This window comes from Moraxella sp. CTOTU47616 (assembly GCF_032017465.1).
Lineage (GTDB): Bacteria > Pseudomonadota > Gammaproteobacteria > Pseudomonadales > Moraxellaceae > Faucicola > Faucicola tetraodonis.
Genome location: NZ_DALZPU010000002.1, coordinates 199,841 through 214,443, shown reverse-complemented (window position 1 = coordinate 214,443; position 14,603 = coordinate 199,841). Strand labels below are relative to the sequence as shown.

The 14,603-nt window shown below is 45.5% G+C and carries 10 protein-coding genes, 1 other RNA gene and 1 pseudogene; 5 read left to right on the top strand and 7 right to left on the bottom strand.

Going from position 1 to position 14,603, the window contains the following annotated elements; genetic code table 11:
- Positions 1-62: 62 nt before the first annotated feature.
- Together RTS10_RS03010 and pal are read left to right on the top strand one after the other, a co-directional pair.
- Positions 63-761: a DUF6231 family protein gene (locus RTS10_RS03010; RefSeq protein ID WP_409455579.1), complete on the top strand. Its 699-nt coding sequence runs from the start codon at positions 63-65 to the stop codon at positions 759-761.
- A 232-nt stretch (positions 762-993) separates the two neighbouring features.
- Positions 994-1,512: a peptidoglycan-associated lipoprotein Pal gene (pal, locus tag RTS10_RS03005; protein WP_312384053.1), complete on the top strand. Its 519-nt coding sequence runs from the start codon at positions 994-996 to the stop codon at positions 1,510-1,512.
- A 73-nt stretch (positions 1,513-1,585) separates the two neighbouring features.
- Here pal and RTS10_RS03000 read toward each other — a convergent pair whose 3' ends face one another.
- Positions 1,586-2,395 carry an SIMPL domain-containing protein gene (locus RTS10_RS03000; RefSeq protein WP_312539170.1) on the bottom strand — a complete coding sequence of 270 codons (810 nt, stop codon included), beginning with the start codon at positions 2,393-2,395 and terminating at the stop codon, positions 1,586-1,588.
- Between the two features lie 325 nt (positions 2,396-2,720).
- On the opposite strand from RTS10_RS03000, the gene ffs reads away from it, so the two are divergent.
- Positions 2,721-2,817, top strand: an RNA gene (ffs, locus tag RTS10_RS02995) — signal recognition particle sRNA small type.
- A gap of 688 nt (positions 2,818-3,505) precedes the next feature.
- Positions 3,506-4,975, top strand: a pseudogene (locus RTS10_RS02990) (DEAD/DEAH box helicase); the annotation flags it as partial.
- Positions 4,976-5,782: 807 nt separating this feature from the next.
- Here the strand turns inward: RTS10_RS02990 and RTS10_RS02985 are convergent.
- A complete protein-coding gene (locus RTS10_RS02985; protein WP_312539169.1) occupies positions 5,783-6,799 on the bottom strand; it encodes an alpha/beta hydrolase in 1,017 nt (338 codons plus the stop codon).
- A gap of 482 nt (positions 6,800-7,281) precedes the next feature.
- Here RTS10_RS02985 and RTS10_RS02980 point away from each other — a divergent pair, with 482 nt between their 5' ends.
- Positions 7,282-8,448 (top strand): MFS transporter, encoded by a 1,167-nt coding sequence (locus RTS10_RS02980; RefSeq protein ID WP_312539357.1) that lies wholly within the window; start codon positions 7,282-7,284, stop codon positions 8,446-8,448.
- A 90-nt stretch (positions 8,449-8,538) separates the two neighbouring features.
- Here the strand turns inward: RTS10_RS02980 and RTS10_RS02975 are convergent, their stop codons facing one another.
- The 5 genes from RTS10_RS02975 to RTS10_RS02955 all read right to left on the bottom strand — a co-directional run bounded on the left by RTS10_RS02975 (position 8,539) and on the right by RTS10_RS02955 (position 14,603).
- Complete coding sequence (locus tag RTS10_RS02975; protein WP_312539168.1) at positions 8,539-10,032, bottom strand: alanine/glycine:cation symporter family protein; 1,494 nt, start codon at positions 10,030-10,032, stop codon at positions 8,539-8,541.
- Between the two features lie 215 nt (positions 10,033-10,247).
- Entirely contained in the window at positions 10,248-10,946 is a 699-nt protein-coding gene (locus RTS10_RS02970; RefSeq protein WP_312522754.1) for a VIT1/CCC1 transporter family protein, read from the bottom strand.
- 170 nt (positions 10,947-11,116) lie between these two features.
- Positions 11,117-12,661: a DUF3482 domain-containing protein gene (locus RTS10_RS02965; RefSeq protein WP_312539167.1), complete on the bottom strand. Its 1,545-nt coding sequence runs from the start codon at positions 12,659-12,661 to the stop codon at positions 11,117-11,119.
- 32 nt (positions 12,662-12,693) lie between these two features.
- Positions 12,694-13,251, bottom strand: a complete 558-nt coding sequence (locus tag RTS10_RS02960) for a hypothetical protein (protein ID WP_312539165.1) — start codon at positions 13,249-13,251, stop codon at positions 12,694-12,696.
- A gap of 2 nt (positions 13,252-13,253) precedes the next feature.
- Positions 13,254-14,603, bottom strand: a complete 1,350-nt coding sequence (locus RTS10_RS02955) for a DUF2868 domain-containing protein (RefSeq protein ID WP_312539164.1) — start codon at positions 14,601-14,603, stop codon at positions 13,254-13,256.

Below are 14,603 nucleotides of genomic sequence, written 5' to 3'. Positions count from 1 at the left end.
GCACTTAGTGTACTCTGTCTCGACCAAAAGGGCTAGTCATGGCTCATGATAGATAGTTATAATTGGTTTTAAAGAATGGCATATTAGCCACCCTTATCATTGCTATATCACGGCTATCATTCAGCCGTATCTATCAACAGTATCTAATAAAAACTCATCAAAAGGATGTTATTTTGACCAATCCCACCTTAAGCATTACCGATGTCGTCCGACAAAGTCTGGCATTTTTAAGTAAAGATAGCCTAAGCAAACATGATTTGAGCAAACACGATTCAAGCAAAGATAAAAATGCCGCATCAACAAATCAACCATTCATCGGGCTGATTATTGGTAATGACACGCAGTCGGTTTTTAGCCAAATTCAAGCCATTGATGAAGCTATTGATCAAGCCGTGAGTTGGGAAGCATTTGATTATCAAGCGTTTATCGCGCATCGGTTTGCCAAGCGCTATGACTTGGCAGTGATAATATTATCAAACGATAGCGCTATCGATACCCAAATCATTCAGCGCTGTCGCGACTTGTTTGCCAAGCATTGTTTGCTGGTGCAAAACTTATCTCAGCCAGCAACAGGTGTGGATGTGGTGAGCTTTGGCTTTAGCCGATTACATGAGCAGCCGATTGTGGAGCATGACCAAGATCACCATGCAACCAGCTACCAAGTATGGCAATTTAATCTGTTTGACTATAAACATTTGCCAGATTGGTTTAATAGCAAGTTTTGGGCAAACCCTGAATTATGGAATAAATTTCGTTGGTAGCGGTTGTAGACACAACTTTAGACAGTTTGTTTTTTTATCACTTATCTTATAAAAGGTGATTTCTTCAGCTATTCGTTTAATCCAAAAATTAAACTACTTTGAGAATTTCGAGGAAAAGTTGGCTAAATTTACAGTAATACTGTTTACAAAAAGCGCGAGATTGATTTACTCTATCGAAAAGTAACAAACAAAATAGGTAAACGCGTTAAATAATAATTTTTGAGGAAAGACTATGAAATTAACGATACTAAAAGTAGTAAGCGCTGCTGCGATGATGGCAACCATCGCCTTAACAGGGTGTTCTGCCAAACGTACTGGCACGTCTGAAGTGGTGGTTGCGCCGATGGGCGTTCCCGGTGGTGTAGGCTACTATAACGGTGGCGCTGTGGTAACAAACTCGACGTCAGTCATCACTGCCGCGGGTGCTAACCCAAATACCGTGTATTTCGGCTTTGATAGCAGTGAAATCGACGCTCAAGGTCAAGCTGTGTTAAATCAACAAGCGCAATTCTTACAAGCCAACCCAAGTGCCCGTATCGCTATTGCTGGTCACACCGATGAGCGTGGCAGCCGTGAATACAATCTGGCATTGGGTGAGCGCCGTGCCCAAGCCGCACAAGCCTATTTAGCTACGTCAGGGGTATCAGCTTCACGTATGGAAGCCATCAGCTATGGTGAAGACCAACCTGCCGATCCCGGTCATGACGAATCAGCATGGGCAAAAAACCGCCGTGCAGAAATTTCTTACTAAGTATTGCTTAGTGAGTAACAGACAAACAAAAAAACCTGTTGATTCAACAGGTTTTTTTGTGGTTAAAATCGGCTTATTTGACCAGTTGGACGGTACCATTGGCAGTAACCGTAATGGTGCTATCACCCGCTTGGAAGTTTTGGTCAGCGACTTTGGCACTGGCGGCTTCTAGCATCATTACACTGCCATACGCGCGCGGTGCACGATAATCGCCTCCTTGACTAAACTCCAACGAGACTAATTGATAGCCTTTTGCTCCCCAGACAGGCAGCAGCGTTTGCGCTTGGCGCTGGAAGTTTTTGGAAGCTTCCATCATCAATTCTTGCTCGGTGGCTTTGCGCGCGGCATCAGACACGCTAAAGTCTAATCCATCAACCGTCATAAAACTTTGCAATTCGGCAATCAATTTGCTAGCGGCAACTGTGTCGGTGCTTTTTAAATTCAAGCTTGCAGTTCCCGTCCAACCAATGATTTTTTGGTTTTTGTCATATTGCGGATAGGTCGCTTGATTGCCCGTACTGACTTGCACTTGTGGGTATTTTTTGGCAATGGCAACCGCTTGGTTCAACGTGGTAGCGATTTGATTAGCCACCTCACTGCTTGATTTGTTTTGCACAGTTTTGCTAAGGGTAGCATTGATTTGGTCATTGCTGACTTTTTTACTCGCCGAGGCAGCAAAGTTAAGCAAGCCGTAGTTTAAAGTATTGGTCATTAATGAGTTCGCAGGGGATGGGTTCACAGGGTAGGTGGCGGCTGAAACACTGGTAAAAGGTAATAGCGTCGCCATAGCAAGCAAGCTGGCTGCAATACCTTTGGTCATTGTATGATTGGCATGCGTTTTATGATTGGGATGATTGTTAGTTGCGGCGCTTAAATGTGTCATAGTGTTTCCTTTTGTTTTTTCCTAGTTTTTTCTAGTGCTTCTTTATATGTGTTGGCATGAATCTTTTGCTGATTAAACTGCTATTTAGCTCATTCAATTTAGCTCATTCAATGTGTTGTTGAAGGGGCATTATAAAATATTTTGTAACATTTGCAGTGGAAGAATTGTAGAAAAAGGGTAAGAAGTTCGACAAAAATTTACCCGAATGTTGCTTGGTGATGGGTTAGCGTGCGTAAAAGTGAAATAAATACAAAAATTTGGTGTATATGATAAAAAGAGTTTGCATTTGGTCGCCAAATTCTCTAGAATACCGCTTCGGTAACCCCATTGGTAGCTTCGCAACTAGCTGCTGTGAACCCCGCCAGGACCGGAAGGTAGCAACGGTAGCAGCCAGCCAGTGTGCCGAAGATGTGCTAGTGGGGTTATCACTTTTTTAAGTAGGTGTTTTTGATGCCTATTTCACTTGGTAAGTTTTTTAATTGCGAAAGAAAACTGACCAATAATGACTCATATACGCTACCTAAACGCTAAGAGCAACGTCAATTTTCCAATTAATCTAGCTTATCCATCTGCCTAATATCAAGCGCGCCATTGTAAGCGCTGATAATCTTCCGATGATAACCTAATATTTAGCATTGTATTTTTTTAAGCATTCTTGTGAATGCCGCGATACGAACTTTTTGATGGTTTTACTGTTTCAAAAGTTTTGATAAGTCTGACAGTAGGTTTTGTCACTATTTTTATAGTGAAAATAAGTCTTACAGACACGATTACAATGCTTTAAAGCGATTAACACGATATTTGTGATTAATGATAGCTGATAATTTTGCCTATTCATTTTGCTTATCCATTTTGAAAGTGCATTCAGCTTGAGGGCTTTTGCTTGTTGCGTGTTTTCAATCAAGGTTACCACCGACACTTTGATTAACTTATTTTTTAAGGACTTACATGACTGATTTTAATTTACCCACAGATTTTGCTGATAACTCAATCGATAATTTTTTTAGCCATACCCATAGCAATAGCCAAGCCAACAGCAATCAGCCTACTGACAATACCCCAGTTAATGATACAGAAGCAACTGCGACAACGGATGTTGTAGCGACTGATATTGTAGCAACGGATGCGCCAACGTCTGATGATGCTAACCCTAGCGAAAATGGGTTTGCCGCATTGGGTCTTTCAGGCTCATTATTAAAAAGTATTGTCGCAACGGGTTATACCACACCAACACCTATCCAAGCGCGCGCGATTCCTGCGGCATTAGCGGGTCGTGATTTGCTATTATCCGCACAAACAGGTAGTGGTAAAACTGCTGCGTTTGTATTACCAATTTTGCATCAACTAAGCGAACTACAAGCCAAAGAAAAAGCGGCAGAAAAAACCGCAAGTGGCAAACGTGGTCGCCAACAGCCAAAAGTCGTACAAGCGTTGATTTTGACACCGACGCGTGAGCTGGCTAACCAAGTACAAGACAGCATCCGCAAATATGGCTCAGCCATGAAAGATTTATACAGTGTGCCACTTGTGGGTGGTGCGGCATACAGTGGTCAAATCCGTGCGCTGAAAAAAGGCGTACAAATCATCGTGGCGACGCCGGGTCGTTTGCTAGATCATATCAATGCGCAGCGTGTGAACCTATCTGATTTGACTATGTTGGTACTTGATGAAGCAGACCGTATGCTAGACATGGGTTTTGCCGATGATATCAATGCGATTTTGGAAGCCACACCCCCGCATCGCCAAACCATCATGTCATCTGCGACATGGGATGGTCCAGTCGGTAAAATCGCTGAAAGCTTTACCAAAGACCCAGAGCGTATCAACATCAAAGTTGAAACCGCACACATCGATGAAAAAGTGTACTTCTGTGACAACTTTGACCACAAAAATAAATTATTAGAGCAGCTGATCTGTGACCCAGAGCGTGGTCAAGCGATTATCTTTACCGCGACCAAACGCAGCAGTGAAGAAGTCGCTGAGCGCCTACAACAATGGGAACACAAAGCCTGTTATCTGCATGGTGACTTGCCACAAAGCAAGCGTAATCGTATCGTTTCAGATTTACGCAGTGGCAAATTTGACATCGTGGTAGCAACAGACGTGGCAGCACGTGGTCTTGATTTACCTAATATTACCCATGTATTTAACTATGATTTACCGCGCCAAGTGGAAGACTATGTGCATCGTATCGGTCGCTCAGGTCGTGCTGGTCGTACTGGTATTGCTATCAACCTATGTAGCCGCGATGACCGTCGTCAATTTGGCAATATTGCCCGTTACCTAAAACGTGATATCAATGAAGCGCAAGTTGAAGGTTTAGAACCGCGTTTTGTGGAAAAATTTGAAGGTCGTGGTAAGCCTAATGGTCGTGATGGTCGCGGTCGTGGTCGCAGCGGCAGTGATAGCCGTGGCGGTCGCTCACAACGTTTTGCTGGTTCAAGCGATAGACCTTCGAGCGAGCGTCGTTTTGCGGACAAGCCACGTTTTGACAACCAAGAACGCTATGGCAAATCAGCGAGCAACGATAGTTCGGCACGTTTTGAAAAACGCGAGCGTTTTGACAAAGGTCACCAAGGCAACAGCGATAGTCGTTTTGGGCGTGATGATGCGAGTGCGCCGCCTCGTCACCGCGATTCAGATAACCGTCATGGCAACAGTCAGGGCGATTTTCACCGCGCCGCTAAATCATCGGATAAACCAAATTTTGACCGTGATTCACGCCAAGGCAATCGTGAGCCTCGCCAAGGTGAGTATGCAGATCGTCGCCGCGATGATAACCGTAGCTTTAACAAAGATGGCTTTAAAGGCTATCAAGGTGATAAACCACGTTACAACACTGACCGTAACAGCAGTGAGCGTCATGGCGAGCGTCCTAACCGCTTTGAAAAAAATGACCGTTTTGGTGACAAACCTTTTGCCAAAAAAACCGAACGCTCTAGCGAGTTTCGTGGCGATGACCGCGCTCGCAAGCCACGTCCAATCGTAGAAGAAACCTTTGGTCAACCGCTTAAAAAACGTAGCGACAGACCATATCCGGCAAAAGATGGTCAACGTGCTGGTGATTCACGCTCAAATGGGTTTAAATCTGAGGGTTTCAGAAAATCAGACAAACCATTTGCCGGTAAATCATCAAGATCGGAAGGATTTAAGTCATCGTCTGACCGTTATGCTTCATCAAGCAAGCCATCCGCTAAACCGGCTGGTAAACAAGATGGTTGGGATGCGCCAAAACGTAGCCGCCGCAATAGCACAGGCAAACCGCTATAAGTTATAAGCAGTAAAAAAAAGCACCTAATTGGGTGCTTTTTTATTGGCTAGATTATTTTGGCTTGTCATCAGACTGGGCAAATTTTATCCGGCTGTGTAGGTGTTTGGGGCGTTTGGTTATTGGCAGAATTCGCCAACGGATTGATACAGTTGTTGGCATTGCTCAGGGCACAGATTTTCCATATTCAAAAATGCGTGCGGCATATCCGCAAAATGGACGAGTTGGGATGGCGCGCCTGCGTCTTTTAGTACGTCATGATAGCCGATATCTTCATCACGCAGCGGACAATAACCAGCCGTTAGGTGCAGTGTCTTTGGGGCTTGATACGGCGAATGATGTAGTAGGGTGGCCATATCGGTCCAAAACGGTGAGCTCAGCTCACGGTCATCATACGCTGAAAAATAATTGTCAAAATACCAGCGGATTTTGCTAGATTCTAGTAAATAACCCGTGCCATTTTCCTCAATCGAGGGTTGTGACATGGTGTAATCTAGACTGGCATAAATCAAAATTTGATGGGTGATAGCTAAGTCTGTGCTTACACGGTTGGCAAGCCAATCTTGCACTAAGGTGGCAGTAATTGCCCCGCCACCGCTATCACCCGCTATGATAAGCTTGCCGTTACAGGCATAACCGACTTGCTGTAGGGTCGCTGTTAAATAGGTTAAAATCGCGTGGGCGTCATCAATCGCGGCAGGGTAGCGGTTTTCCGGCGCAAGGCGATATTCGGGCGCTACCACCACACAGCCTGTCGCTTCAGCCAATTTTTTATAGAGTTTATCATACACAGTGACACTGCCTGTCATGCCACCACCACCATGAAAATACACCATTACCGGCACGTCAGCCGCTGCTTGTTCATTTGGCAGGGGGCAGTTGCTCGGTACAAATAGCCTAAGTGATACGTTATAACCACGAAAATTGCTTGGCGTCACCAGCACCGTATCGATGATTTTTGCCATGTTGGGTGCGTCAGTGACAAATGCGGTTGTCAAATTGGCTAACGCCTCACGTGCGTTGATGGCATTGGGCTGAACGCCTTGCGCTAACAGATACGGAACAATCACTTGATGCAGCTGTGTCAAATACGCTTGCATGGCAGCGGGCATTGGCTGTTTTAAATTCTCCGGCATAATTCAATCCTATTGATTTTAAGGTTAACTTCCACAATGTGCTAAATATTACTGCAGTTTTGTCATGGCTGGATAGTCATGTTTTGAAAAATACTGATGTTTTGACAAACAGCCATGTGTTAAAAATATTACGCTCTAGGACGCCAAATTTGTCATTGAAGGCCTTTAAATACCTTTAATTAACGTGAAGGGCTTGCAAAGTACGGCTTAGGGTTAAACTTCTTTTAACAATAAATACCGCGCTTTAGTGCTAGTATAGGCATTTTTATGACAGGCAATACTTTGTAAAAAGGTCACCTATGACTTCTCAAGCACAACATGCCACTGGGCATTTGGATTCTTCCAATCATTTCACTGATACTGATACTCACACACTAACATCCAGTAACTTAACTAGCCGCAATCCACCCCATAGCCAACCGCAAAATCAACCGCCTTCTCAACAACCGCCCTCTCAACAACCGAATGCCAAACCACCGACAATGCCACCCTCATTGATAGTCAAAATCATGATTGGCATGATTGGCGCGTTTGCATTTTTGCAGGTTTATTCGATTCAAGCGATTTTGCCGATTATGATGCAAGCGTTCTCAGCGACCGAAACGCAAGTGGGCATGACAGTTGGGGCGACGGTGATTGCCATTGCCATGATGTCACCGTTTATGGGGATGTTGTCTGATGCCGTGGGTCGTAAAAATATCATTGTGGCATCCATTGCCTTTATGGCCATACCCACGATGATGATTGGGCTGTCTGACTCACTCTCTAGCATCGTTATTTGGCGATTTATGCAAGGGTTGGCGGTACCTGGCATTACAGTGGTGACGATTGCCTATGTCGGGGAAGAGTACGCCGGCAAAGAGATGGCAAAAATGATGTCCTATTATGTCTCAGGTACCGTATTTGGGGGATTTTTAGGGCGCTTTATCTTGGGGCATTTAGAAGAGCTTATCGGCTGGGAAAAAGGCTTTTTGTTCATGGGCGTGTTAACGGTGTTAGGCGCTGGCTTGGTGGCTTGGTTATTACCGCGCTCACGTCATTTTCATGCCAACCCAAACTTTTCATCGGCGCTGCACATGCTAAGTAAACATCTGCGCAACCGTTATGTGGTGACAGCAGGACTTCTTGGTGCGTGCGTGTTGTTTTCACTAGTAGGCTGTTTTACCTATGTCAATTTGCACTTGGCAGACGCACCCTATCATCTATCGAGTGCTGGGCTTGCCAATATTTTTGCTGTGTATTTGATTGGGGTGGTGGTCACACCGATTGCAAGTAGTTTAATTGCCAAATACGGTGCTGCCCGTATGGTGCGCGTGGCCGTGTTGATTTCGATGATGGGTGTGCTGATGACACTGGCTGCGCCTATCTCTTTGGTGATTGTGGCGCTTGCGGTGATGTCAACTGGGGTATTTATTACCCAATCGGCGACCATTACTTATATCGCGGTGAATGTCAAAGAAGGGCGGTCGCTGGCGTCAGGTTTATATTATATGGCGTACTACATCGGTGGTAGTATCGGGGCGTGGGCGTGTGGTCTGGCATATGTACAAGGCAAATGGCTATATACAGTCTATACGCTGCTGGCTGTACAGGTCATCGCCTTACTGATTGCATTTTTTGGGCTAATTAAAATCCCAGTCAAAAGATAATCATTCATCACAAAAATAAACCCCAGTCAATGGGGCTTATTTTTTTTAACGGCTGTTAAGTGAAAGCATTTAAGCATTTAGAGATTAAAATTAGGGTACAAAGCGATCACGGTCAGGATGTTCACCAAATTCTTTACGGTATTTGGCTGAAATTTCATCCCAAATAGGCGCATTGTGTACGCCATTGGCGCGCGCATCATAGATTGGATCTTTGCCTTGTTTGATCTGTGCTTCATAATCGCGCAGTGCGGCAAACGCAGGTTTTTGCAAGAATAAGATACCAATGATGTTTAGCCATGCCATCAAACCAACGCCCAAGTCGCCTAGTGCCCACGCCAAGTCGGCGGTTTTTAAGCAGCTATAAATTACCACGAATAAAATCACTACTTTGAGTAAAGGGATGGCCCAATTTAGCTTCACGCTACGAGTGAGATAACGGATATTGGTTTCTGCAATATAGTAGTACGCCATGATGGTGGTGAAGGCAAAGAAGAATAAAGCAATCGCTACAAACACTGAGCCAAAGCCTGGCATGATGTTTTCCATCGCAGTTTGCACATAACCTGGACCTGCCGAAACGCCTTTAACACCTTGATACAAGAAGGCTTCTTTATTGGCTGGGTCTTGTACGTTATACATACCGGTAATGATTAGCATGAAACCTGTCGCCGAACAAACAAATAGCGTATCGACATATACTGAAAACGCCTGTACTAACCCTTGTTTGGCTGGGTGTGACACATCAGCGGCTGCCGATGGGTGAGGACCTGTACCTTGGCCAGCTTCATTGGAGTAAACGCCACGTTTCACCCCCCATTGAACGGCAAGACCCAACACAGCGCCAAATGTAGAATCCATACCAAACGCAGAGCGGAAAATCAACGCTAGCACATCAGGTAACTGACCAATATGCATGATGATGATAACAATCGCCACGATGATATAGGCGAGTGCCATAAAAGGTACAATCAACTCAGCCGAGGAGGCAATACGCTTGACGCCACCAAAGATAATAAAGCCAAGTAGTGCCGCAATTACCGCGGCTGAAACGCTAGGTGCGACACCCAGTGAATTGTTCATCGCTTCAGCAATCGAATTGGCCTGTACGCCTGGTAACAATAAACCACAAGCCGCGATTGCCGATATCGCAAATAACACCGCGTACCATTTTTGACCCAGCGCTTTTTCAAAATAATAGGCTGGACCACCGATAAAAAAGCCTTTATCATCACGCTCTTTATAAATCTGCGCAAGCGTTGACTCAACGAATGCGGTACTGGCACCCAAGAAAGCTACCATCCACATCCAAAACAATGCACCAGGACCACCAAAAGTAATCGCCGTTGCGACGCCGGCAATATTGCCTGTACCCACACGACCTGCGAGTGACATAGCGAGTGCTTGGAATGAAGACACACCCTGATCGCTGCTTTTGCCGTCCATCAGCAATCGAATCATGCGACCAAAATGACGCAATTGCAAGAAACGACTACGAATCGAAAAATATAAACCAACCAACAAACATAAATAGATTAATGCGGGACTCCATACCCAATCATTAATCGCATTGACAAAATCTTGCATTACCTTATCTCCCACTACCGTAGAAAGCTAAAACCCCATAGGATTTTTGACTATTTGCCAACTGTTTAATTTATAGAAACGCTACTCTACCACCCAATAATAGTTTCTATAAACTTGCTGAATTATTACAGTTTCCTTATCTTATAAGAAAAAATTGGTTTTGCAAATGGTAATGATAAAAATTGGCGATAAATAATGCGAGAAAAAGTGATTGACTAACCTGTTTTTACCCCAAACATTTCACCGATAAGGTTGGTAGTAACCAACGCGACCACGCCCCAAATTACCACCCGCACAATGGCAGGGAAAATTTTGGCACCCCCTAAATACGCCGATAACCACCCCAAAACTGCCAATCCTATCAAGGTTACTGTGCCCAAACCGCCGACCAAATATTGTTTTGGTAATAGCCAAATACACAGCACCGGTAGCAGCGCCCCTGTGATAAAGGATAAAGCCGACGCCACGGCTGCCTGTAGTGGATTGGCGGATGCGGTATCGGTAAGTCCAATTTCATCGCGCGCATGCGCTTCTAGGGCATTGTGAGCGGTGAGTGCTACCGCAACATCATGTGCCATAGCAGGCGTTAAGCCGCGCTGAACATAAATATGCGTCAGTTCTTTTAGCTCGCGGTCTGAATTGTGCTCAAGTTCATAGGCTTCTTTTGCCAAGTCGGCTTTTTCGGTATCCGCTTGCGAAGAGACGGAGACATATTCGCCCGCTGCCATACTAATTGCGCCAGCAATCAGCGATGCCACCCCTGTCAACAGCAAGGTGTGACTGTCCACTTGCGCTGCCGCAACCCCCATTAATAGACTAGCGGTGGAAATTAAACCATCGTTGGCGCCAAGCACGGTTGCGCGTAGCCAGTTGTTGCGATTACTAAAATGCGGTTCATGATGTGCTGAATACATGGTATTGCCCTCAAAAACAAAAAATTGACATAGATTAAAAAAGATAGATGAAAAGGTAAAAATAACAAAACTGGCTTAATAAATTCTTATAATGGGCTTAACAAATAATAGCCTTAACAAGGCTAGATAGTTTTTAGCCAAGTTTTTTATCATGATTGTAGGTTGATAAGTCAGCGTCTTAGTTGGCGTGATAGTTGCCAAGCTGCCTCATCGCGCAGCTCATGCGACTGCTTGGCAGACACAGTGGCTTGTCTGCCTGTGTTAAGCGATGACCATTCGGGCTTACCACGCGCTTTTTTGAGCAAACTTGGCAATCTATCAACTGACCAAGGCGCGAGCGATTGGCTCGCCATAATGCTATCAGTCGCCGCATGACCACGATGGCGTAGCGCAGTCAGCAAATCCATCGCTCGAGTCGCCAGTAAGGTCAGGGTAGCAGGGTCTATGTGCAGCCGTTTGACACCGCTGATTTTGTCGGCAATCACGCTGGTATTTGACAGTAAGCCACCTGCCAAACCACCAAGCGCCGTACCTAGCCCCAGTGACGTGCCAAGGGTGGCGACATCAATACCTAAACCAATCAGCGCGCCTGCCGCAGCACCGCCTGTGGTACGAATCCCATAACTGGCTAGTACGTCTTTATCAAACGGATCGCGGCGATATTCAGTCAGTTCAAGCGGTGTGGTGGTGACGGTATTGTCATAAAATTTATAAAGGTTTAATAGTTCATCTTGCATACTGCGTTCAGCTTGGCGTACTTTTTCTTGCATTTTTTGCAAGGTAGGCAGCGGATCATCTTCCTCATGAATGGTTTCAACAAAGGCGGCAACGTTTAATAAAAAATGCGCAATGATAATATTGGCATCATCGTACAAATTATCCCAGTCGGCTTTACGACGCTCAATCAGCTGTTTGATAATTTCCGGTTGTATCAGCATGGTTTCTAAGTTTTGCCACAGTTTGATTTCATCATCAAATTCAAACGCCACTGAGTCAAACCGCGTAGATACATGCAAGTTGCGGCGCGCTAGCATCTGCTGCCACTCATTGATATTGCTATCTTGACCCTTAGTAAAGTTAAATACAGGCATGACGGGGATGGCTGACCATGACAGCACAGTTAACTCATCTTTATATTTGCCGAGCACAGGCTCACGCGCATCAATCACATAGACGGCCATGTCACTGGCAATCAGCTGACGAATGACCTTGGCTTCTTGGCTAAACTCATCTTGCGCAGGTGCGCTTGCCAAAAATTGCTGTAACCGCTCCACACCGTCACGGCGGGCAGCGGTGTTGTCTTCTAACCAATCAAGTAGCCCTGACGCATCTTCTAGACCGGGCGTGTCATACAGTGCCACCAAGCCTTGCCCCGTTTGGCTGTCATTGATCATGGCTTTTTCCACATGACGGGTAGTGGCAGGCGCATTTTTGACTTCGCCAAAGTACATATCACGCAACAGGGTGCGTAGTAACGAAGTTTTACCGGTATTGGTATGACCCACGATCGCCAATTTTAACGCTTCATTTTCACCAATGCTGATTTTGCGGCTTGGATAGGGGTTTTGTTCAGCTTGGGCTAACGGATGATTGGTTGGCTGCGTAGCGATATCAGTGCTTGGATGGGTCGCACTGTCAGTAGCCGTCGCTGGCAAATAATCTTTGGTTAAATCAATTGTCAATTTTTCTTGGGTGGTTATGTCTCTGTTATCCATTATTTTGTTAACCTTTATATATTCAGCGCGAGCTATTTTTGGCAAGTTCTTTTGGCAAGTTCTAAGGCATGGTTGACATGATTGAAGGCAGTTTGGGTCAGTGGATGTGCCAGCCAATCATCAAAACTATGGGCAACATCATCTATGTTTTCGCTACTATCTTCTGCCAGTTGGTCGTAATAATCCAAATAGCCTTCAGCAGTTAAAATCACCCAACCATCACTCACTTCGGATTTCTCTTCCATGGCTGTCAGAGATAGATAAAACCCCAGTATATCAAGCATCAGCAAAATCGCGTCACTGGTGCTGTGCGGATAGCTATCGCCCATAGCAAACATGATGTCATCGAGCGCATTTAACGCCTGTTCGATGCTATCGGTTTGCCAAGTTTGCCTGTTTATGATGTCAAACAGGGCTTGATAGTGCGGTTTTTCACTGTCGAGTTCATTGTCAAGCCAGTCGGCTGGTAGATTTTGCACAAATTGACGCAGGAGATTTTGCACAAAAGCGCTTTGCGCTGTGAGCGTAAGCTGTGAAGCAGTCTGGGCAATGCTATTAATCACATCGGCATAGCTTGTCGTGGCATTCATGGTTAATTTTCTCTTACTAGGGCAATTTGGCGTTCTGCCAACGCGGTTTCCCATTGTAGTTGACGGGTTTTGATGGTTTCAATTTCGCTCGGACTCGGCAGGTAGCCTTGATTGGCATCGAGCAGTTGCACAATCATGCCACCTTTTGCCGCGCTTGCGATATTATCGAGTTTTCGCAGGGTGCCACGGTCGGGAAGTGCGAGATTGGAGATACCGACGAGCACTTGAACAGGGTTGCTTTGAAGGTAGGCAATCAGTTTTTCCAAGTCATCACGATCATCGATACGACCAAAGTCTTGCGCCGCCATACCAACGGTTTTGGCATACCATTGCGGGTTGGCTTGCGGGTATTCGAGCAACACGGCAAGTTTGTTGGCTAGGCTGATTTGGGCAGTGGGTGCGATAGGTTTTTGCTCCGTAGGGCTGTCATCGGGGTCAATCACTTTGCGCTGCCAAAAATCGATAATTTTTTGATAGTACGGCTGTTTGATATCAAGTTTCATACGACTTGAGCGTACCATCACCAGACAACATAGCCATGCGAGCAAACGCGGCACGATACCGTACATCAGTAGACTGCCGATTAATAACATCGCCCAGCGAAACGAAATCATCTGTGGCGTGGTTTCAGGATTCATTTGCGCGGTGATAATATCTTGTGCCGTTGGCGTAGGAAAACCTACCCAATGGGGGAGCCAAGCCATCAGCTTGACCACTTCCACCACGTTGCTGTCTTGTAGTAGGGTTGATTCCCACACAAAATTGTAATTTTTGACCAGTAATAATAGAATTAACGACACCAACATTCCCGATAGACTGGCTAACCAAAACTGGTGGCTGATACGACTGACGTACCATTTGGTGCCAGCGTGATTGAGCTGGTCTTGATACAGTTCAACCGCTGTTTGGGTGACAACATCTTTGCCACGCACTAGGGCTGCCGGGGTAAAAAAAGTACCAAAAAAACTGGGTTTATTGCGCGGTGAAAACAGCATCCAACCGAGCCAAACCAGCAAGATAATGGTATTAAACCCTAATAAACTGGCTAGCACATAAAAAAAGTTCACCACCTGCGCTTGCATCAAACCAAATAACGCGACAAAGCCCAAAATAAACCACAAGACAGTCAATCCCCAAATCACGCCATTGACGCGGGTGTCAATGGTGGTAAGTAGCTGCGCAAGTTTACCGTCATTATCAATGCGTGTGGCACGGCGACGCAGTTTGGTCAGTGGTTCGCCGGGCTCATTTTGCAGTTTTTCCGTGATAAGGATCGGGTCAGCGGCAAAAATATGCTGTTTTTCTTCCAGCCTGCGCACCAGTTCGGTCAGTTGGTCTTGAGATGTGTACAT